This is a genomic window from Herminiimonas arsenitoxidans (assembly GCF_900130075.1).
In the GTDB taxonomy this organism is placed as follows: domain Bacteria; phylum Pseudomonadota; class Gammaproteobacteria; order Burkholderiales; family Burkholderiaceae_D; genus Oxalicibacterium; species Oxalicibacterium arsenitoxidans.
On sequence record NZ_LT671418.1, the window covers coordinates 482,191 to 503,588 of the forward strand.

Genomic DNA, 21,398 nt, shown 5'->3' on the forward strand with positions numbered 1-21,398 from the left:
CCGATGCGCTTTTGTTAATGCTTGCCGTTGAATTATTTTGCCAATTGCTAGCTCGGCTATAAGCAGAATAGTGTCGTGACTAGCGGCTTCTGTATCAGGAAAATGCGGCCCACAACAGAGACAAGCCGGAGCAAAGCAATAACCCATCGAGTATGTGCTGGAAGGCCTGATTACTCAATTTCAACACCACGATTTTCCCGACAAAGGTACCGGCCATTAACGATGCGCCAACCAGCAAGCCTTTGACGAAAATTTCCAGCGGCATCGCACCGAATTCTCTGAATGTAATGACCTTGGCGACATACAGCACCAGCGAACTGGCTGCCTCTGTCGAGAGAAATGCACCTTTGACCAAACCGTAGGATGTGAAAGCGGGAACGCTGAGCGGACCAGTTGATAACACGACGCCGGTGAGAAAACCGATGATGCCGCCGATGATAGACAATTGCCAGAGCTTGATGCGGAAGTTGCGCGCCATCAGCCAATGTCTGGTCGGCACCATGATGATGAAAAATATGCCGAGGCAGATGTCGATCAAATGTGCCGGCAAAGCCAGCAGCGTGCGTGCGCCGATTGCTGCAGCCGGTACACCAGTAATTGAGTAGGCTGCAAATGCACGCCAGTCGACCAGCTTCCACCAAGCCATGACACGCGCCAGATTTGCCATGACGGCAGCGACAGCCATGATGGGAACGGCCTGTTTAGGACCGAAGGTGAATACCAATACCGGCAACAGCATGATGGATGAGCCGGTGCCGATGACGCCGCTGATAGCGCCAGCAACCAGTCCAACCATCAGGACGAATATGTAGGAGGTCATGTTTTATGTGGGTGACATTCGCTGTCGCTGCACGCTTCTTGTCGAATGTGTTCGTTATAGTAATGCAAGACGAAATTTTTGGCTTGATGGTGTTACGGATGCAGAAGCAGGCGCAGAAGGTTAAACTCTCGCTACATTACCGAGATAGTTATGAGCATAGTAGATAACAGAAAAGCATTTCACGATTACTTCATCGAAGATCGCTACGAGGCCGGCGTCATGTTGCATGGCTGGGAAGTCAAGGCGATACGCGCTGGTCGTGTGCAATTGAAAGAGGCGTACGTCATCGCACGTGACAATGAAATTTTCCTGTTCGGTGCACATGTCAGTGCACTGAACAGTGCCTCGACGCATGTACATCCAGAAGCAGTGCGGACGCGCAAGCTCTTGCTGCATGCTGCAGAAATCAAGAAGTTACTAAGCAAGGTTGATCAATCCGGCTTTACGATGGTGCCACTTAATCTGCATTGGGTACGTGGTCGGGTGAAGTGCGATATTGCGTTGGCAAAAGGCAAGAAAGAATACGACAAGCGCAATACGGAAAAAGATCGCGACTGGATGCGTGAGCATCAAAAGATCATGAAGATACATCGTCGTTAAAACTACCTTTGTGAATGTCCGCAATCGGCCAATAGCGGACATCTGGAGAGGTAAAAAGCGACCATCAGGTCGCCTTTTTTTATGCACCTTGCGTCAGAACGCCCACTTTGCCCGAACCGAAGCTGTGTGATTCAGATAGTCTGACCGACCTTCAGCGTCGTAACGGAAGGCGACTTCCGTACCACTCGAGGCCAGCATGCTGTAGCCGATACCGCCACGCACCAGCCATGGCGAATGGTCTATGCCAGTCGTCACGAACGATAGTCCCGGTGCACCAGCATACGCAGCAACGATGTTGCCTTGCTTATTAATCGTGTCGTAACCAACGCCAAAGTTGACATCTAGACGTGAGGTTTTTGAGAAGCGATGCTGCAGATAAGTATCGGCACCAATCACAAATGCATCTGTTTTATTTGAGCCAACATTCAGATTCAATGCATCGGCACCGCTCTCGCTATAACTCTGCGACTTTAACCATGTGTAATCGGCACGTAGTGCAGGTGTCAGCGTCGTCTTCTCGTTTAACTCAAACGCTTGCGCAATGGCAGCGCCTACATGCGCACTGTAGGTGCGGTAGTCAGCACGCGCAGTACGGCTCAAGCCACCAAAGTCGATATAGCGTGTGGATTTACTGTCGTTCAGACCGATATCACCCTGGAACGAGAAAGTACGATTGCCGCCAATGTCTTTGCTGCCGTAGGCAGAAATTACATGAGAGTCGATGTTGGCACGTTGTGAGGTTCCGCTTAGGTCCGTGTTGCCCTCGACTGATGTCTTGGCGTAACCATAGGCCATACCAAAGCGGGCACCAGGTGCGACTTCTGCATCGGAGCCCAGCGCCAGACCCCAGGTATCAGCAGTGAAGCCAGCCACACCACTGCGATTATCCTGTTCGGCGCGCGAACCAAATACCTTGCCCCAGGCGTTCTTGTTGGTGAATGCATCACCGCCCGACAAGCCAGTCACACCTGAACTACTGCTATTGCGATTCTGAACCAGACCTTGGAAGGTCGACAAGCCCCCCTGGACGGCTTGATTGCCAGAGATGATCGGAAGCGACTGAGCAGTCGCACGTGCCACATCACGATTGTTCGAGAGCTGGCCGAATGCATTGACGACAGTCGCCATGTCGCCGCTGGCACCACCATTCAACAATCCATCAAGAACTTTGGCAGCACCTGCGGCAGACCCTGTACTCTGTTCTCTCACCGCGTCTGCAATGCCCGTGGTACTGGCTGAAAGCACGCGTAGGTCAACACTGTGGCTATTCAAAATAGCTTCGAAATTGAAGAGTGCCGAGTTATCGGTAACGGCAAAGGTGGTGGCATTCAATGTGCCTGCCTTGATGATGTTACTCAACACATTATTGTTTGCCAGCGTATTGCCGCCTTTCACATCCACATCAATTTTGGCGTTTGCGGTAAAGTTTGCGATACCTGAGACGTCCAGTTTGCCGTACTGCGCGGTACTGATCGCATCGATGCGCAACAGGCCGTTCGCACTTTGCTGATAGTCACCATTGATAGCGAGTGTGCCAGTTTCTGCATGAACGATGGCACCGTTCGCCACCGTCGTGCTGCCGACCGAGCCGGTACCCATCAAAGTGCCACCGTTGTTGACAGTCACCGCGCTGCTATTGGTATTGCTTACGCGCAGTGCACCAGCGTTAATAATCGTGCCGCCGGTATAGGTGTTGAGGCCATTCAAGGTCAGCGTACCGCCACCTTCTTTAGTCAAGATGCCAGCACCTGAGAGCGCGCCGTTCAGGTTCAGATTGTTGCTGCCAGATACTGTCAAGTTGGCATTGAGTGCCACGTCATTTGTGAGCGTCACCTGACTGCTGGCTTCCAGAGTAGATGCACCGTCGACCGTGAGTGCACCGGTACCGAGTGCGGCGTTATTGCCTACACTCAGTCCGCCCGCGTTCAATATCACGCCACCGCCGAAGGTACTCGCGCCGCCCAGCGTCTGCATACCCGCGCCATTTTTAACCAGGCCGCCACTGCCGACTATGCTGCCATTAAAAACGCTGTCGTTAGCGCTGCCGAAGCTTAAGGCATTGCCACCTAACGCGACCGAGCTGCCAGCAACGCCAGCCAGCCTACCGATTGTCTGATTGCCACTGGCGCTGATATCCAGCGTGCCAGTGCCGGTCAGATTCACCCCGCCAGTTGAGGCCAGGTTACCGCCCGCACCGATCGCCAGCGTACCCGCGTTGATGGTCGTACCACCAGTGTATGAGTTAGCACCTGTCAGTGTTAAGGTTCCTGCGCCACTTTTGAGAATGCCACCGAGACCGTAAATTGGGCCGCCCAGCGTCAGTGCATTGCTACCCAACAGATTCAAAACTGTTCCGGAAGCGAGGCTGATGTTGTTGCCTACGTTAAGCGCAGTGGAGGCGTCGATGGATGCGCTGCGTTCAACTGTAAGCGCGCCCGTGCCGAGGGCGCCGTTGTTGCCAAGCTCCAGGCCACCAGCGTTGAGCGTTACGCCGCCGCTGAAGGTGTTGGCACCAGAGAGTGTCTGAATGCCGTTACCGTTTTTCACCAGACGGCCGGTGCCTGCGATCATACCGTCGTAGTTGCCGTCACCGGCACCGCCCAGCGTAAGCGTGTTACCACCCAGATTAACGGTAGCTCCGGCGACACCGTTTAACTGTCCGATCGCTTGATTACCACCCGCCGAAATATCGAAACCGGTGCCTGTAGCTGTGAGATTGATAGCACTGCTGGCCGCCAGACTGCCGCCAGCGGCGATGGCGAGCGTGCCACCATTGATCAGCGTGCCTCCGCTATAGGTGTTGCTGCCGGTCAGGCTTGTCGTACCGGTACTCTCCTTGATCAGGCCACCAGTGCCGCCGATGCTACCAGAGAAGGTGCCGTTGGTCGGATCGCCTATGCTCAGAGAATTCGCACCGAGATAGATACTGCCGTTACCGGAAAGGGTGCCGAAGCTTTGCGTACCGTTACCAGCTGAGAGGTCGAAGGTAGCACCCGTCGCCAGATTCACAATACCGCTGGTATTCAGACTAGCGCCGGCACCGAGCGCCAGCGTGCCTGCATTGATGTTGGTACCACCGGTATAGGTATTGCTGCCGTTTAAGGTGAGTGTTGCGGCGCCGTTCTTGGTCAGGCCGCCAGTGCCCGAGATGTTGCCGTTGACAGTCAGATCATTGCTGCCGAGGACAGTGAGGCCGGCGTTAAGCACGATGTTATTTGCAAGCGCAACCGCGCCGTTCGCATCCAGCGTGGTCGCACCACCTATGCTCAACGCACCAGTACCGAGTGCGGCATTGTTTCCAACGACCAGCCCGCCAGCGTTAAGGGTCACACCACCGCTGAAAGTGTTGACACCGCCTAGCGTTTGCACGCCAGCACCAGTCTTGACCAGCGCGCCGTTACCGCTGATGACACCTGCATAGCTCTGATTGCTATTGTCGCCCAGAGTCAGTGCATTGCTACCCAACGATACGGTCGTGTCGCTGACACCACTAAGCGTATTGATCGTCTGATTGCCTAGGCCAGAGATATCGTAACTGTCACCTGCAGTGGGTAAATCTATCGCGCCTGCCACCATACTGTTAGCGCTGATGAACACACCAAAAACAACAACTGCTACTGCCTTATTCGACGTTTTTCCTGCAACAGTTGTTAACTCCGAAGTGGTTTGCCACACGCCCAAAGCACGATTGAAGACAGTTTTAAAGCAGCGATTCATGTATGGGCCTTTCCGTGGGCGCATGAGTTTTATTGAAAGATGCGGGAATATAGCGAATTTTGACAAATTTGTATGTACTACAAATGCATTAGAAGGTGATGCGTGATTATCAAAACTGGGTGTGCAAGGTTTTGGCGACAGACGCGATTAGATAGCCATCTTCCAATTTTGAACATCACTGAAACTTGGTATTTGGTACGTTTTTCGGGATACAGCTGTTGATTTGTTTGGTGTGCGATGTCCGCTTCGGGTCGATAGTAGGCATTGACTTGCGCCGTGTTACATTGGAATTTCGCAAGGACATATAAAAAATGAGACACACTTATTGGAGTGATCATTGAATGAGACAAGACGATACAAAATCGCAGTTCAGTGCACGATTGCTTTGCCCTAAAGAACCGGGGCACGGTAAGTCATGGGCTTTTGTAATTCTGCCCAAAGAGGTCAGCGTAAAGCTGCCGAGGCGTGGTCGAACAACAGTAGATGGGACAATAAACGGCCAAGAGTTCAGAGCTTTACTTGAGCCTGATGGTCAAAAAAGTCATTGGCTGTGCATTGATTCTGAGCTACTAGAAGCTTCAGGCACAGCTTATGGTGACATCGCACAATTTGAAATCATGCCTTTGGAGCTAGAGCCTGAGCCGGACGTCCCCTCTGACTTACTTGAAGCTTTAGCGGCCAATCCCGAGGCTCGGACTACTTGGGATGTGACAACGACTATTGCTCGTCTCGACTGGATACATTGGATTACTTCCGCCAAGCAGGCAAATACGCGCAAGAAACGGATTAACGATGCATGTGACATGCTGGCATCAGGAGAGAAGAGAGTTTGCTGTTTTGATCCGTCGGGTTACTACAGCAAAGCTTTCAGCGCACCGCAAACTTTAGATCAGTAGATGGTCATATTTAGAAATGCGGCCAAGGGCAGTGTTTCCACTTCAGGGGCGATAAAATTTCAGACCATAAATTAAGCGCCGAAGAACTGGCGCGTATCAGTGACACCACGCTGGATCATTACAACCAGCGTGCAGAAGCTTTCTGGGAAGGCACGCGCACGCATGATGTCAGCCAGAACATTCAATCGCTGTTGAAACACATTGAAGTTGCTGCGCCGTTCAAGATTTTGGATTTTGGATGTGGTCCGGGGCGTGATCTGAAAACCTTCAGCGATCTTGGTCATGTCGCGATTGGACTGGATGGTTCTGCAGAGTTCGCACAGATGGCGCGTGACTATGCAAAATGCGAGGTATGGCAGCAGGATTTTTTGCAGTTGGATTTGCCTGAGCAATATTTCGACGGCGTGTTTGCCAATGCATCTTTATTCCATGTGCCGAGTCAGGAATTGCCGCGCGTATTGCAGCAGCTATATGCAACGTTGAAGCAGGGCGGCGTGCTCTTCGCATCCAATCCGCGCGACGAAAATCAGGAAGGCTGGAGTGGCGGTCGTTATGGCAGCTATCACGAGTTATCTGCATGGCGTCAATTCATGACGGATGATGGTTTTACTGAGCTTGAACATTACTATCGCCCTGCAGGATTGCCGCTTGAGCAGCAACCCTGGTTGGCAACAATCTGGCGCAAGTAGTAAGTGAATCGCTAACTAGTCGTTGGTGCTGGTTTTCGTATCAGGAAGACGATGACTGCAGCGAACAGACATGCGATGCCGGCAGCAAACAAGGCCGGTGTGTAAGTCATCAGAATAGTGCGCGACAAACCGGCACCGTAGGCTGCGATCGCACCGCCAATTTGATGTGCGGTAAAAATCCAGCCGAAAATCATGCCCGCACGTTCTTTACCAAATTCGGCACTTGCCATCTTGACGGTGACCGGCACAGTGGCAAACCAGTCCAAGCCATAAAACATCGCAAACATCGACAAGCCATAGAGCGTGAAATCAGAATACGGCAACCACAGCAAGGACAAGCCGCGCAAGCCGTAATACCAGAACAGCAGCTTGCGGTTGTCGTAGCGGTCGGATAGCCAGCCGGAGACAATGGTGCCGATAAAATCGAATGCACCTATGATCGCCAGCACGCTCGCAGCTGGAACAGCAGCCATTCCATAATCACCGCACAAGGATACGAAGTGCGTCTGTATCAAGCCGCTGGTGCTTAAGCCGCAAATGAAAAATGTGCCGGCAAGTACCCAAAAAGTGCGATTACGTGAAGCTGTGCGCAATACACGGAAAGGTTCCATCATCGTCATGTGTGCTTGTGACGGTGGCGGTAACACGATGCTAGGATCCGCGCCGTAAGGAGCAATGCCCACATCGTAAGGGCGATTGCGTACGAACATGAACGCAAGGACGGCAACGATGGCGCAGCAGAAAAACACCGGCAATACCGCCATGCGCCAACCGTAGTGCTGAATCAGCCATGCACCAAGGGGGAGGAATATCAATTGCCCGGTAGCAGAACTGGCTGTCAATAATCCCAAGATCAAACCACGCCGTTTTTCAAACCAACGATTGGCCACCACTGCACCCAGCACCAACGCGGTCAGACCAGTACCAGTGCCCAGGACCAAGCCCCACAGGAAAAACATCTGCCAGAGTTCTGTCATCTGCGTGGACAAGAGCAGGCAAGCGGCTACCAGTGTCAATGCGATCGAAATGACTTTGCGTAAGCCGAAGCGTTCCATGAAGATCGCTGCGAACGGCCCGATAAAGCCGAAAAGGATATAACGCACGGCGACTGCGGATGAAATCTGATCGTTGCTCCAGCCGAACTCCTTGCTCAGTGGTTGCAGCAATACACCGGGCAAGCCCAGCGCGGCGGACGATATCAGCATCGTCAGAAAGGTAATCGCAACGATTACCCATGAAAAATGTATACCTTTGCGATCCAGCCAGGTCGACAGCGATTGAGCGAGCATAAGAATCCTATAGTCGGATCAGTTAAAAAGTCAGGGAAGCGTTCAGGGTGCGGTATTGCCGATCAATTGCTCACGTGCGACAGCCAGGAGTTCATTGGAAATCGGATAACCTTCGGTGGCGCGTGCGACAGCCATAGCACCGACCAGCATGCTCCATTGCGCCAATGCAGTTTTGCGTCGTACTGCAGCATCGGGCGAAGTGCACAAGGATGCGAGGATCTCGATCAATTCTTCCGTACCCGCGACATAAGCAGCACGCACCGGTTTATCGAGTGGTTCGCGTGCTACGTCGGTGGTGAGCGCAGCGCCAGGGCAACCGCTGCCAACATCCCGCACTTTTTGCGAAGACAGGTAGCCGTCGATGATGGCGTAGAGCGCTTGCTGCTCGTTCGTCGTGGGCTTCATGCGTTCTTCCCAGCGCGCAGACGCCTCGCTGAAAGCAGTGGCGCAGGCGACGGCCGCCAATTCATCCTTGGATGCAAAGTGACCGTAAAAGCCACCATGCGTCAGCCCGGCGGCGGCCATCAAATCCGCGACGCTGACGCCGTTAAAACCTTTTTCACGGAACAGCTTGGAAGAGGCTTGTTCAATCGCTGTGCGATTGAGATCGGTTTGTTCTTTGGAGACGCGAGGCATGATTCAACCTTGAAGGAATTGATTGAATTGGATAATAGATGATACTCATCATAAATTCAATAGATGTTGGTCATCATCTAAAAATGGTGGGGTTTTTACGACAGAGTCTAGTGGTCAGGGTGTGTCTGTGCACCAGTTTGATCGGTGGAGGCGCATTGCCATTCACGCAAGAAGATGTGCCGCTCGTAGTGATCGCGGTACATCGATATGTATTACTGATACTGCTATTGGATGTCTGCTAGATGGTCGCCGGCAAGAAGGCATTACACCGGCGATGGCATGGTCAAAATGTTCGGAAAAACGATAAGCCGTCGCGCCAAATTTCTGCCGCAAAACCTTTAATTGATATTACGTAGAACTGATCAAAAATCAGTCCACGTGCAATCGTCGCCGGCATCAGCATCGCTTCTACGTTGAATCGCTTCCATGATCAGAGGCTCGGCCGCTAGCCATTTTTCCATGATCAAAGGGTCATCGGATTCGCAGAAAATCGCGCTGAATAGTTTGTTTTCGACAGCGTAGATATTGAATATCGCGGTATTCACGATTTTTGAGTAAAAGCGCCGCGTTTCCATATCCATGTCGGCAAACATTTTTCTGTCGCTCATAGCTATACCTCGCAGAGAGATAATCGGATGGTTACGCCATTTCATTATATGCGGCTTATGAAAAATGAAAGGCTGTTTTATCCATTCTTTTATCTCAACGCGGGCAAGGCTAAATCGGAATACAAATATTTGAAATATTCATTGCAGACAAAAAAAGAGCAAACACGAATGTTTGCTCTTTTTTAATGGCGAATAATCAGAATGTTGACAAGGACTTCATTAAACCTCGTCTATGTCGCTGATTACCGTATGAATCAATACGCGCCCATGTAATCACGTTTGCCGATTTCGATGCCGTTGTGGCGCAAAATGGCATACGTTGTCGTGATGTGGAAGAAGAACTGCGGCAGGCCAAAAGTCAGCAAATAAGCCTGGCCGTTGAATTTTTTCTCTTTCGGTGTGCCTGCGCGGAGCACGATTTCGCGCTCTTCCTGGCCATCGATCTGCGCTGGTGTCAGAGCATTGAGAACTGCCAATGTCTTAGTGATCAGCACTTGCAAGTCAGCAAAGCTTTTTTCGCTATCGTCAAATTTTGGTACTTCTACGCCAGCTAAACGTGAAGAGATGCCGCGTGAAAAATCGCAGGCAACTTGTACCTGGCGTATCAAAGGGAACATGTCCGGGAACAAACGAGCTTGCAGATAGGCATCAGGAGAAATGCTTTTCGCGGTTGCATATTCTTCGGTTTTCTTGAGGATATCGCTGACGCTATTGAGCATTTGCTTGAAAACAGGAACAGAGGCGGCGTAGAGAGAAATGGTCATGTGACTTCCTTGGGTGAATGTGACGTGATTATAGGCAGGAATGCAAAGTAGCGTCGGCTACTGCTTTAACTTGCCTGGCGTGTCGCTATAGGCCTGTTGTTGCGCAACGAATCCATCGAATGCCGCGAGTAGAGGCAGATATCTTTCCGCATTTTTTTCCAACTGCATCAAAGCATAACAACTTGCTTCAAAGGAAGAGAGTTGATCCGGCTTGTGCGCTTTGCGTATCGTGTAGTGCGATGCAGGTAGATTGGCCAAAGGCAGGCGTGGCAGTTGCTGCAGCAATGGATTCTGATAGAGCATCTTGCGACTTTTGCGCCATGTGCCATCCAATACGACTAGGCGATATTGAACGGTTGCGTCTTGTTTTGCATACTCGAATGGCGGTGTAGTCGTGATGTTTTGATCTTCTGGCGTGTCGGGATACAGAAGAATAGGGCGGATATTCTTATTGGCTGGAGTCATAGAGTCGGTGCCGGGAAAAGTTTCGTATAGCCATGTATGCAATTCATCTGCGTCAAAGTTTTCTCCAACAATCAAGCGACTGTGCGGCAAACTCAGATGTAGCAGGCGTGCGCTACCTTTGGCATTGTTGACTTCCAATGGATGCTGCAGGAAAAGGACTTCGACTTCATGCACGACTGGTGTAATCCAATGACAAATACAGGTGCTTTGCGGACGTAGACAACGGATGCAGCTAGGACGTTTGGTGATGGATGTCATGCTAAAAAGCGGAAAAACGTTGGGCTAGTTTTTGGGCGCGGAAGCGCTCTAGAACAAAGTCGACAAAGACGCGTGTTTTCGCCGGTAGTAATTTTTGTGCCGGGAAATATAGTGAGAGCGTGCCGATATCGACATACCAATCGGGCAAGACGCGTATCAGTTTTCCGCTTTCCAGATAGGCGAGCGCATTCGGCATGGAAATCAAGGCTATGCCCAAACCGGCTTGTGCTGCTTCGCACGCCGCATCCGGATCGCTCATGGTCATGCGTACACGCAGAGAAATGGGAGCTTGCTCGTTGGCGCGATTACGCAGCGACCACGGGCGGATGCGCCCAGTTTGCGGCGAACGGATGAAGATGCCGTCGTATAAAGCTAATTCGGCAGGTGAAGTCAGCGGCGCTTTATCGGAAAAATAATCTGGTGCGGCAACCAGCACGCTATGGCCTGGCCCCAAAGTGCGTGCCACAACGCCGGGCGGTAGTTCGAAACCGCCGCCAATCGCTGCATCGTAGCCTTCTGCAATCATGTCTACGCGACGATTGTCGAAATGCCAGTCAGGCGTGATCGCTGGATAACGTGCGAGGAAATCGCCTAGCATCGGCACAATGTAAGTGCGACCGAATCCGGTTCCCATACTTATTTTTAAAGTGCCGGCCGGTTGGCCATCGGCGCTGGCTAGATTGGCGACGGCGGATTGGATCACAGCGAGGCCATCGCTGACTTCGGCTAAAAAGCGTTCACCAGCTTCCGTTAAGGTGAGACTGCGCGTGCTGCGCTGGAATAGGCGAACGCCTAGATTGGACTCGAGTCGTGCGACATTTTTCCCCACAGCTGCAGAGGTTAAACCTAAGCGCCGTGCGGCTTCGGAGAAGCTTCCAGCTTCTGCGCTACGGACAAAACACTCAATGCTGCTCATCGTTTCCATACGCTCACCTTAAACCATTGGTTTCAATAGATTATAGTGATTACTATCTAGTCACAACATAATCCTTGTTCGATACTGATTTCCGTGGCTTCGCTACTTCAACAAACTTACGGAGAAATCATCATGTCGAACACAACATTAAAAAATTTAGCTGGCAAAGTTGCTTTCATTCAAGGTGGCTCTCGCGGTATCGGCGCTGCCATCGCCAAACGTCTGGCCCGCGAAGGCGCTGTGGTTGCACTGACGTATGCCAGTTCTGCCGATAAGGCGAAGGAAGTTGTCAAGTCGATAGAGGCAGCTGGCGGTCGCGCATTGGCCATTCATGCGGATAGTGCTGATGCCAATGCTGTGAAGAAAGCAATTCAGACTGCTGCCACAACCTTGGGCGGCATCGATATCCTCGTCAACAATGCGGGTGTGTTGGCGATGGCACCGTTGGAGGACTTCAAGTTGGAAGATTTCGATCACACAGTTGCGGTGAATGTGCGCAGCGTTTTTGTTGCGGCACAAGAGGCTGCGCGTCACATGGGTGAGGGTGGTCGCATCATTACTATCGGCAGCACCAATGCCGAGCGTATGCCGTTTGTTGGTGGTGCTGTGTATGCGATGAGTAAATCGGCGATAGTCGGTTTAACCAAAGGTTTGGCACGTGATCTGGGGCCGCGCGGCATTACGGTCAATAACGTACAACCAGGACCAGTGGATACAGAAATGAATCCTGATAGCGGTGATTTCGCAGAAACCTTAAAAGGCATGATGGCAATCAGCCGTTACGGCAAGGATGAAGAAATTGCCAGTTTCGTCGCTTATCTGGCGGGACCGGAAGCGGCTTATATAACAGGTGCGAACTTGACTATCGATGGTGGTTTTTCAGCGTAAATGTTTAAACGGGCTTGCTGATACAAGCTCGTTTTTACGCTGAATTTTAAAATTGAAGGCGGTGCTGCGATATAACGAGTACAGCTAAGGCATTTGCTGGTGGGTGTCATGATGATATGTGCTTACTTGTGCCTGAGTGCCCTGATCCCAGCGCGACTCCCAATGATCTGTATATTTAGCCGCGAGGTCAGGGTTGTTCCACACGACTAAAACATTTTCACTGTTGGATGTGGCGGCTGTTGGACTGTAGTTGTATGAGCCGGTTTGTACGTTCGTGGAATCAGAAATGATGTACTTGTCATGGTGCATGGCATAGGCTGAGATCGTTCGCGTTGGAATATCGGCCTTTACGAGTAAATTCAACGCCGCAATACTCGACTTCCCTTGATTACGTTTATCGTCAACCAGAACCTTGACATCGACACCGCGTCGCTTCGCTGCAATCAACGCTTTGGCAATTGTTGGTGATGTGAACGAGTAGGCAGCAACACGCAGAGTGCGTTCAGCGGATGCGATGTTTTTCAACACGAGCTGTTCAGCACCTTGATCGGGGGAAAAAGCGCTTTCGATAACAGGAGGCGAAATTGCATTATTCGCTCCAGTTGCAAATACTGGTAGAGCGGATAAAGCCGCAAAGAGTACAGCAGCTAGAAAGTCACTTCTCATGCAGCTCACCTTTCTTTTAACAGCATTGTCAGTTCAAAATCGTTTTAGAAGTATAGCGATTCGTAGCTTGGCTACCTAGGTCTTACTCGAACCTTTCTTTAAAAAGAAAAAAGGCGTGAATAACACGCCTTTTTCCGGAACAAGAACTGTGCAAAGAATCGATATTTAGAAATCGAATACGGTCTTCAACATCACCGTTCGTGGATTACCAACGGGGACCCAATTGGCACTTGAAGCACCCGCAAAATATTCCTTATCGAAGAGATTTTTGATGTTCAACTGTACGCGATAGCCTTGTCCTTGGTAGGAAACGTTGGCATCAGCCACCGTATAAGACGGGACAGTATATGCATTATTGGTAGCCGTCTTTGCACCGACATATCGGACACCAAATCCTGCTCCCCAACCTTCAAGCGCGCCAGTAAAGCGATAGTTCGCCAGGAAATTGGCTGTTTTACGCGCTACGTTCGGGAGGCGTTGCCCAACGGTTCCAAATTGTCCCGCTGAGGCCTCGGTAATAACCGCATCTAAAACTGATAATGCGCCCGATAATTGCCAGCCATTCTTGAGGTCTGCTGCAATTTCTGCTTCGTACCCTTTGGTTGTTTGTTCACCAATTGCGATTTTATATAAAGGATTGGCATCGTCAGTCTGGGATACATTCCTACGCTTCAAATCATAGTAAGCAAGGCTGGCACTGAGTCGCTTGTCGTCAGACAGAAACTTCACACCTATCTCTGCTTGTTTGCCTTCTTCGGGCTTGATTGGATTACCGCCGAAAGTGGTCTCAGTTTGCGGCAGGAAGGAAGTGGCATAGCTGATGTAGGGAGCGACGTTTTGTGTGGCTTTGTACACAAAACCGACATGGCCGGTATTTGCACTATTCTCCGTATTTGTATTCGTATTCGCAGTTGCTGTGACTGTGGGTACAGACTTAAGTGGATACACCGTACTCAATCTGGCTTTATCGTGGCGTAGCGACATACTCATGCTCAACTGCTCATTGAACTCAATGTAATCACGTAGATATAGCCCGTTCTGGGCAAGAGTAATGTCAGCGATTCCTATATCGTTCTGATAGCCGCATGCTGTAACAGCACGGCCGTAAACAGGGTTATAAATATTCTGGGCAGCGATAGAGCAACGTTTGCTGTCTTTGTAAAGCTTGTCGTACATCACATCAACGCCGACCATTACATTGTGTTTGAGTCCGCCCCAATTGAATGTCTTCGCGATATTCGTGTCGAGGCCGTCAGAGCGTCCCGAAAAATTTTGACTTAGAACATTTCGACTGAAATTCCCGGCTGCATTCGGAGCGCTGGTTATGTTCGCGAGTTGACCCGTCATGTCCATATCCAGATGACGGTAGGTTTGATTCAGCGTCCATCCATTGTCAAAGCGATGAGTCAGCACATAGCCTATGGATTTTTGCTCTGCATCATATGGTGCGACGGTGTAATCGCCGGTAAAGAAGCTCTGTGGCACGGATATGCCATTGTTCACCAATGACGTGGCGGCAACGGGAAGTCCCTGTTGACGTACGTAATTACGCTGATTGATCGCTGCCAGAATGGTGAAGTCTGTTCTTGCACCGAGGTCCAGGGAAATAGACGGCGCGATGTAGCGATTCCTGTACCACACGCCATCGGTCGGATCATCGGAGTTCATTGCCATGCCATTGACACGGAATGCGGCTTTTCCATTTTCGGAATTCAGCGGCCGTCCAAAATCAAAAGTACCTTGCAGGTATCCATAATTGCCCACTGTGAATCCGACTTGATTAAACGCTTCAGCGCGCGGGCGCTTGCTAATCACATTGACGGTCCCACCTGGTGTGACTTGTCCGAAGTAAATGGACGCAGGGCCTTTGACGACCTCGATACGTTCTGCTCCATATATTTCCTGTGCCACCCAGTTGGCTTGCCCGATTCTGAGTCCATCGAGATACATCGTATCGGAAGCACTTTGACCCCGGATCATGAAGTCATCCCAGCCACGACGACCAAGTGTTGAGGAAGTCACGCCAGCGACAGTTTCAATTGCCTCGTCCAAGGTTGTGGCCTGCCTGGCATCCATGAGTTCGCGCGTGACGACGGAAATTGATTGCGGTGTTTCAAACAAAGGCTTGTCAGATTTAGTCGTTGAAACAGTCTGAGTAGAAAACCCATCCTGATTGACACCTATAACTTGAATCTGAGGCAGAACAGAGTGTTCTGCTGCAGTTTGCTGAGAATCACTCTCCTGAGCATTTGCCGAAGAAATGACGCCAGTAGTAGAAAGAAGGAAAAGTGCGAGTCGAATTGCTGTGATAGAAGGGCGAAGTTGCAAGTTGGAAACGTACATTCAAAAACTCAATTAATTAATAATGATTCTCATTATCGTTTATTTGAGGTTGGACGGAAAGCAATTTAATGTCATTTGTTGCAAGTGCCACGCATGACAGGCTACTCGCTGCTAGCTATTGCGTGAATGACATCTAGTGCTGGGAAGGTATACATCAGATCAGAAGCACGGACACCAGAGGTGTCCGCGTCTGTTTTAGTACTGAGGGTTATTGCGTCAAATATTAATTACTTGTGCTGCAGCATCAATCTTTTTCTCTAGCCAGCATCAGGAACTCATTTCTGAGTCCGAGGTTGGTGCGCATTTCACCCAATAGTGCCGATGTGATGGTTTCTTCACCCGGTGTGCGGATGCCGCGGCTTTCCATACACATGTGGCGGCAGCGGATGACGACGCCAACGGATAACGGCTGTACGTGTTCCATCAATGTATCTGCAATCTGGATGGTCAGACGTTCCTGTACTTGCAGGCGCTTGGCAAAGCAGTCGACCAGTCGTGTCAGTTTAGAGAGTCCGACAATTTTGCCGTTCGGTGTGTAGCCGATAGTGGCAGTACCGAAGAAGGGGGCAAGGTGATGTTCGCAATGGCTGTACACAGGAATGCCGCGCACAACGATCAATTCGTTGTACTGCTCGGCACCATCTTCAAAGACTTTGAGGATTTCTGCAGGATCTTGATCGTAGCCTGAGGTCCAGTGCTTCCATGCTTTCTCTACGCGTTTAGGCGTTTCGAGCAAGCCTTGGCGATCTGGGTTTTCACCAAGATGGCTTAACAGTCGACGCCAATCGTGTGTTGAAAAATTTTCGTGTTCCATATCCGTTGCGCTGTGCACCAGTGATGCTTCATTCGATAGATGTTCGTCGGGGAAAGGTGTTTTTTTCATTTTATGCATTCAGGCGATGTGTTCGCCGGTATTGGATAGGTAATCATATTGCAGCGCTTTTTTCACATACTAGTTGAAATTGGCACATTGCATCGTCCACCGTATTGTCGCTCAGAATGCTGTAACGGTTCTTGCGCTAGATGAAACCCTCTATTTCAGGCTACGAAATCATTGCTGAAATGGCTGCGGTATACGTTGCAATGCAGTAAGGCGGTGGCAGTGTTTATACATTGTAAGTCTAGACAAACTGCCTATACTGAAAGCGGAGCAGGTCAGTAAAGGAGACATCATGAGACATAGACTTTATTACTTTCTTCCAGATGTAAACAGTGCACATCGTGCACTTGATGACATGTTGCTCAATCGTATTGAGATAAGACATATCAGTTTTATTTCTGGTGGCGCATCTCTTCCACACGATATGCCGGAAGCCAATTTTCTGCTTAAAACGGATGTCTTGCATGGCGCAGCTGCCGGCATGATTATCGGTGCTTTGCTTGGTATGGCATTTGGTGGCTTATTGATTGGCTATTACGATCTGGGACCGGCAACGGTGCTGGTGACGACGATTATGGGTGTCTTGTTTGGTGGTTGGGCATCGAGTATGGCCGCAGCGGCTATGCCAAATTCTCAACTGAGAAAGTTTTATCCCGAACTGGAAAAAGGCAAGATCTTGATGATTGCAGATGTACCTTCTCGTCGTGTAGGGGAGATTGAAAAAATGCTCGCAGAACGTCATCCAGAGATGCACTTTAGAGGTGAAGAACCACATATTCCGGTTTTCCCTTGATGAGGTTTTAGGAACAGATTATTTGCAATAAAAATGTGATGGAAAGACTGGACTGTCTGTGGTGCGGACGTTAAGACGGCTGGTCGCTTGTGCGGGTAGTTACCGAGTCCGCAAGTATGACGATCGGTGACTGTTTTCTTTACGGAGGTTGCTATGGAACTTCACATGCATTCGCATCGGTGGGAGCAACGCATGCCAGATTGGACTGTGGCAGCGGTTTCCGGATTTGCCGCAGGCGCGGTGTTGATGGTGCTGGAATTACTTTGGGCGACGATCATTATGGGTGATAGTCCTTGGGCTACATCACACATGGTGGCCGCAATTGTCATGGGACGTGATGTACTACAATCCACTGATTTCAGCGTGAGCGTCGTAGTGGCAGCACTGGTTACCCACTATGTATTAGGTATCGTCCTGACCTTGATTCTGGCTGCGATCATCGTGCCATTTCATTTGGATTCAAGCATAGGCATGGTGATGCTGACTGGTGCGGTATTCGGTCTAGCAGTTTATTTGTTTAACTTTTTTGGTATGGTGCATTTCTTCTCGTGGTTTGCCGAGATGCGTGGCTTCACCACAATGTTGGCTCATATAATTTTCGGTATTGTTGCCGCTGCTATGTACTGGAAATTGGAACAAACACACAAATAACGCACTTCGCTACTGCATGATCAGTTGATCATGTCGCGCTTGTAAAAAACGGTGGCAGACCAATCACGGTCTGCCACCGTTTCTTTATGTTCGCTTGCTTCAATAGCCAATGGTAAAGCGCTGACGCGTATGTGCAGGTTTTTCCAGTTCATCGATAAAGGCGATAGCAAAATCCTTGAACGAAATCCAGCTTCTGCCTTTGGCATCGATCAGCAAGTCGTCTTTACCCAAACGGAATGTGCCGGTGCGTGCTTCTTCGACGAATTCTGCTGATGGCGACAGGAAGGTCCAATCCAGCTCTTTTTCCTTCAACAGTGCATTGAGGAAAACACCACCTGCGGTGGCTTCTGCTTTGTAAGCTTCTGGGAAGTCAGGCGTCTCGATCACTCGTACACCAGGGGCGACAAACAAACTGCCGGCACCACCAACAACCAACAAGCGTTTCACGCCAGCTTTCTTTACCGGATTGATGATGGCATCAGCCGGAATGGTGGAGAAGTGTGCTGCACTGAACACTGCATCATGTCCGACCACGGCTTGCTCCAACGCTGCTGCATCAAGTACGTCTACATTCTTTGTGGTGAGACCAGAGCGCGCTGCGAGCTTGGATGTATCACGTGCGATGGCAGTAACGGTATGACCGCGACGCAGTGCTTCTTCCAGTAATTGACTGCCGGCACGACCGGTTGCACCGATGATTGCGATGTTGCTCATGTGTTTCTCCTAAAAGGTTGAATAACACTCGTAGCTTAGTTGCTTAAATCAGATGTAAAAAGCGTATTATTTGACATAGTTTGTTTCTAAAAACGGTCAAATCATGGATCGCATCACCGCAATGCAAGTGTTTGTCACGGTCGTTGATAGCGGCAGTCAGTCGGCTGCCGCGGATCAACTCGATTTGTCGCGCCCTGTCGTTTCGCGCTATCTGGCCGAACTGGAGGAGTGGGCCGGTGCACGCCTGCTGCATAGAACGACGCGCAAGCTTAGTTTGACCGCAGCCGGAGCGGAAATGTTGCCGCGCTGTCGCCAGATGCTGGAGTTGGCTACGGATATGAAAACAGTAGTGGCGTTGCCGGCAGATGCGCCACAAGGTTTGCTTCGGATTACCGTCAGTACTTCTTTCGGGCAGACGCATCTGGCCGAGGCCGTAGCAGAGTACGTGCAGCGTTATCCAGGCGTGACCGTTGACATGCTCTTGCTTGATCGCGTGGTTAATCTGGTCGAGGAACGTATTGACCTAGCCATACGCATCAGTAAAGAGCTGGATCCTAATCTGATCGCACGTAGATTGACCGTCTGTCGTTCAGTGGTGTGTGCCTCGCCGGGCTATCTGCGTGAGCATGGCACACCGACGCAAGCTGAGCAGTTGACTCTGCATAACTGCCTGACGCATTCGCACTACGGCAGTGTGTGGTTGCTGGAGCGAGATAGTTTGCCTGTGAATGTCGCCGTAAAAGGCAATATCAGTGCAAATGATGCAAGTTCTTTATTGCAAGCTGCTTTGGCTGGAGCCGGAATTGCATTGCTGCCGACATTCCTCGCCGCACCTTTTATCCGCTCAGGACAGTTACTTCCTTTGTTATCTGAATATCATCCACAGGAATTTGGCATGTTCGGAGTCTATGCATCACGCAAGCACATGCCGGCAACTTTGCGCACGATGCTGGATTTTTTGGTCGAGCGTTTTACGGATGAGCCCGCTTGGGATAAATCAATCTGATCAGCGGACGAAATAGCGCGCTTTTTTATCCGGGAACCGGTAAGATTTGACATTGCTGCTTCGCAGCATTATTTTCATCTGAGGATGAATTATTTGCATGTGTGGCGTTAAATCTCGAATGCTATGATCCCGGAGCCAGCAAAACTGGCTCTTATTTGACCGGTATTTATCCTGCACCGGCTGTCGCAAACGTCTGCCAATCCAGCACATGTAGCAATTTAGTATGCGTATTGCCTTTTTATGAGGCACTGCACCATCCGGCATGAGCAGAAGGCGAAATTTCGCTTTCTGTGCTTTCGGCCTGACAATTCTGAATTAACACATTAAATATGAGCTCCATTCCTCTTAGCAGTACCTCCAGCGTTCGCGAAAAGCTGGAAGATAGTATTTATGCCAAGGTAACCTTACGGTTGCTGCCTTTCTTGTTCCTTTGTTACGTTGCGGCTTATCTCGATCGCGTCAACGTGGGCTTTGCCAAGCTCAGCATGTTGAACGATTTGCAATTCAGCGAAACGGTTTACGGCCTCGGCGCCGGTATCTTCTTTATCGGTTACTTCCTGTTTGAAGTACCAAGCAACATCATCATGCACAAGGTCGGCGCACGTCGCTGGATCGCCCGCATCATGATCACATGGTCCATCCTGTCTGCTGCGACTATGTTCGTGACGACGCCGACCATGTTCTATGTCATCCGCTTCCTGCTCGGCGTAGCAGAGGCTGGTTTCTTCCCAGGCATCGTGTTGTACCTGACTTACTGGTTCCCGACCTCGCGTCGCGGCCGCATGAACGCCTTGTTCATGATCGGTATCCCAGTTGCTGGTGTGGTCGGTGGCCCATTGTCCGGCTGGATCATGAATGCCTTCGCTGGTGTGCACGGTTGGCACGGCTGGCAATGGCTGTTCCTGCTGGAAGCCATTCCTTCGCTGATCCTCGGTGTCATGACTTTGTTCTATCTGCCTAACAGCATCCGTGCATCGTCATGGTTGTCGGACGATGAGAAAAAAGTACTGGAAGAAAATATCGCCAAAGACAATGCTGGCGATACCAAATCGCACTCGGTAGCGGGCGTCTTCACCAATCCAAAAGTTTGGCTGATGGCTGCAATCTACTTCTGCTGCATGATGGGTCTGTACGGCATCAGCTTCTACCTGCCAACTTTGGTTAAAGCTTCGGGCGTTAAAGATGCATTGAACGTTGGCCTGTTGACCGCGATTCCATACACCTGCGGCGTGATCGCCACCTTGCTGGTTGCACGCAGCGCTGACCGTATGCGTGAGCGTCGTTGGCACTTTGCGATTGCAAGTGCATTGGGCGGCATTGGTTTGTTCCTGAGCACCATCTATGGTGACAACGTCGTGTTGGCGTTGATGGCATTGTCTTTGGGTACTGCCGGTATGCTGTCGACCATGCCTGTGTTCTGGACCTACCCAAGCGCAATCTTGGGTGGTGCTGCCGCAGCTGCTGGTATCGGCTTGATCAATTCGGTGGGTAACCTCGCAGGCTTCGTCAGCCCAACGATCGTTGGCTGGTTGAAAGACGTCACTGGCAGCACCAACGCCGGTATGTACTTTGTGGCTGGCGCTTTGATACTGGGCGCATGCCTGGCATTGTTGCAACCACGTTCACTGGTGAACAAGTAAGCATCGCTGCTTGTTACTGGTTGAAAAAAAGCCCGCGTAAGCGGGCTTTTTTATTGTCGAATTCGCTTGAGTAGATATTTAATCGTGTCAGGAGGGATGCCAAACAAATGTTTCCACACGTGACTGTAAAAACAGTTAGTGCATTGCCGGCCGATCACC

20 protein-coding genes are annotated in these 21,398 nt (G+C 50.6%); 8 read left to right on the top strand and 12 right to left on the bottom strand.

What is annotated here, in order from left to right; all coding sequences use genetic code 11:
• Positions 1 to 94: 94 nt before the first annotated feature.
• Positions 95 to 820, bottom strand: coding sequence for a sulfite exporter TauE/SafE family protein (locus BQ6873_RS02200; RefSeq protein WP_076591198.1), 726 nt, complete (start codon positions 818 to 820; stop codon positions 95 to 97).
• Positions 821 to 970: 150 nt separating this feature from the next.
• Between BQ6873_RS02200 and smpB the strand changes: the two genes are divergently transcribed.
• Entirely contained in the window at positions 971 to 1,420 is a 450-nt protein-coding gene (gene smpB, locus BQ6873_RS02205) for an SsrA-binding protein SmpB (RefSeq protein ID WP_076591199.1), read from the top strand.
• 93 nt (positions 1,421 to 1,513) lie between these two features.
• On the opposite strand, the gene BQ6873_RS17850 is transcribed toward smpB, so the two are convergent.
• On the bottom strand, positions 1,514 to 5,137 hold the full coding sequence (locus BQ6873_RS17850; protein WP_197685167.1) for an autotransporter outer membrane beta-barrel domain-containing protein: 3,624 nt from the start codon (positions 5,135 to 5,137) through the stop codon (positions 1,514 to 1,516).
• A gap of 341 nt (positions 5,138 to 5,478) precedes the next feature.
• Here BQ6873_RS17850 and BQ6873_RS02260 point away from each other — a divergent pair, with 341 nt between their 5' ends.
• Together BQ6873_RS02260 and BQ6873_RS02265 are read left to right on the top strand one after the other, a co-directional pair.
• Positions 5,479 to 6,033 carry a YdeI/OmpD-associated family protein gene (locus BQ6873_RS02260; RefSeq protein ID WP_076591200.1) on the top strand — a complete coding sequence of 185 codons (555 nt, stop codon included), beginning with the start codon at positions 5,479 to 5,481 and terminating at the stop codon, positions 6,031 to 6,033.
• A gap of 56 nt (positions 6,034 to 6,089) precedes the next feature.
• On the top strand, positions 6,090 to 6,722 hold the full coding sequence (locus BQ6873_RS02265; protein ID WP_076591201.1) for a class I SAM-dependent methyltransferase: 633 nt from the start codon (positions 6,090 to 6,092) through the stop codon (positions 6,720 to 6,722).
• Positions 6,723 to 6,733: 11 nt separating this feature from the next.
• Here the strand turns inward: BQ6873_RS02265 and BQ6873_RS02270 are convergent, their stop codons facing one another.
• The 6 genes from BQ6873_RS02270 to BQ6873_RS02295 all read right to left on the bottom strand — a co-directional run bounded on the left by BQ6873_RS02270 (position 6,734) and on the right by BQ6873_RS02295 (position 11,667).
• Positions 6,734 to 8,011 carry an MFS transporter gene (locus tag BQ6873_RS02270; RefSeq protein ID WP_076591202.1) on the bottom strand — a complete coding sequence of 426 codons (1,278 nt, stop codon included), beginning with the start codon at positions 8,009 to 8,011 and terminating at the stop codon, positions 6,734 to 6,736.
• A gap of 42 nt (positions 8,012 to 8,053) precedes the next feature.
• Positions 8,054 to 8,647: a TetR/AcrR family transcriptional regulator gene (locus tag BQ6873_RS02275; RefSeq protein WP_076591203.1), complete on the bottom strand. Its 594-nt coding sequence runs from the start codon at positions 8,645 to 8,647 to the stop codon at positions 8,054 to 8,056.
• 362 nt (positions 8,648 to 9,009) lie between these two features.
• Complete coding sequence (locus BQ6873_RS02280; protein WP_076591204.1) at positions 9,010 to 9,255, bottom strand: hypothetical protein; 246 nt, start codon at positions 9,253 to 9,255, stop codon at positions 9,010 to 9,012.
• A gap of 254 nt (positions 9,256 to 9,509) precedes the next feature.
• Entirely contained in the window at positions 9,510 to 10,019 is a 510-nt protein-coding gene (locus BQ6873_RS02285; protein ID WP_076591205.1) for a DUF1993 domain-containing protein, read from the bottom strand.
• A gap of 57 nt (positions 10,020 to 10,076) precedes the next feature.
• Positions 10,077 to 10,742, bottom strand: coding sequence for a tRNA-uridine aminocarboxypropyltransferase (locus BQ6873_RS02290; RefSeq protein ID WP_076591206.1), 666 nt, complete (start codon positions 10,740 to 10,742; stop codon positions 10,077 to 10,079).
• Between the two features lies 1 nt (position 10,743).
• Positions 10,744 to 11,667: a LysR family transcriptional regulator gene (locus BQ6873_RS02295; protein WP_076591207.1), complete on the bottom strand. Its 924-nt coding sequence runs from the start codon at positions 11,665 to 11,667 to the stop codon at positions 10,744 to 10,746.
• A gap of 123 nt (positions 11,668 to 11,790) precedes the next feature.
• Here BQ6873_RS02295 and BQ6873_RS02300 point away from each other — a divergent pair, with 123 nt between their 5' ends.
• Entirely contained in the window at positions 11,791 to 12,546 is a 756-nt protein-coding gene (locus BQ6873_RS02300) for a 3-oxoacyl-ACP reductase family protein (RefSeq protein WP_076591208.1), read from the top strand.
• An 84-nt stretch (positions 12,547 to 12,630) separates the two neighbouring features.
• Here BQ6873_RS02300 and BQ6873_RS02305 read toward each other — a convergent pair whose 3' ends face one another.
• From BQ6873_RS02305 to folE, 3 genes are all read right to left on the bottom strand, one after another.
• Positions 12,631 to 13,212 (bottom strand): phospholipase D family nuclease, encoded by a 582-nt coding sequence (locus tag BQ6873_RS02305; RefSeq protein WP_076591209.1) that lies wholly within the window; start codon positions 13,210 to 13,212, stop codon positions 12,631 to 12,633.
• Between the two features lie 165 nt (positions 13,213 to 13,377).
• The gene (locus tag BQ6873_RS02310) at positions 13,378 to 15,555 is read right to left on the bottom strand and encodes a TonB-dependent siderophore receptor (protein WP_076591210.1); all 2,178 of its coding nucleotides are present in this window, start codon (positions 15,553 to 15,555) and stop codon (positions 13,378 to 13,380) included.
• Between the two features lie 244 nt (positions 15,556 to 15,799).
• The gene (gene folE, locus BQ6873_RS02315) at positions 15,800 to 16,369 is read right to left on the bottom strand and encodes a GTP cyclohydrolase I FolE (RefSeq protein ID WP_076593900.1); all 570 of its coding nucleotides are present in this window, start codon (positions 16,367 to 16,369) and stop codon (positions 15,800 to 15,802) included.
• Between the two features lie 358 nt (positions 16,370 to 16,727).
• Here folE and BQ6873_RS02320 point away from each other — a divergent pair, with 358 nt between their 5' ends.
• Both BQ6873_RS02320 and BQ6873_RS02325 read left to right on the top strand, forming a co-directional pair.
• Positions 16,728 to 17,228: a DUF1269 domain-containing protein gene (locus BQ6873_RS02320; protein ID WP_076591211.1), complete on the top strand. Its 501-nt coding sequence runs from the start codon at positions 16,728 to 16,730 to the stop codon at positions 17,226 to 17,228.
• A 153-nt stretch (positions 17,229 to 17,381) separates the two neighbouring features.
• Complete coding sequence (locus BQ6873_RS02325; protein WP_076591212.1) at positions 17,382 to 17,879, top strand: hypothetical protein; 498 nt, start codon at positions 17,382 to 17,384, stop codon at positions 17,877 to 17,879.
• Between the two features lie 99 nt (positions 17,880 to 17,978).
• Here the strand turns inward: BQ6873_RS02325 and BQ6873_RS02330 are convergent, their stop codons facing one another.
• Positions 17,979 to 18,593: an NAD(P)-dependent oxidoreductase gene (locus tag BQ6873_RS02330; RefSeq protein ID WP_076591213.1), complete on the bottom strand. Its 615-nt coding sequence runs from the start codon at positions 18,591 to 18,593 to the stop codon at positions 17,979 to 17,981.
• 103 nt (positions 18,594 to 18,696) lie between these two features.
• Between BQ6873_RS02330 and BQ6873_RS02335 the strand changes: the two genes are divergently transcribed.
• The gene (locus BQ6873_RS02335; RefSeq protein ID WP_076591214.1) at positions 18,697 to 19,599 is read left to right on the top strand and encodes a LysR family transcriptional regulator; all 903 of its coding nucleotides are present in this window, start codon (positions 18,697 to 18,699) and stop codon (positions 19,597 to 19,599) included.
• A gap of 329 nt (positions 19,600 to 19,928) precedes the next feature.
• On the top strand, positions 19,929 to 21,239 hold the full coding sequence (locus BQ6873_RS02340) for an MFS transporter (RefSeq protein WP_076591215.1): 1,311 nt from the start codon (positions 19,929 to 19,931) through the stop codon (positions 21,237 to 21,239).
• Positions 21,240 to 21,398 lie beyond the last annotated feature (159 nt).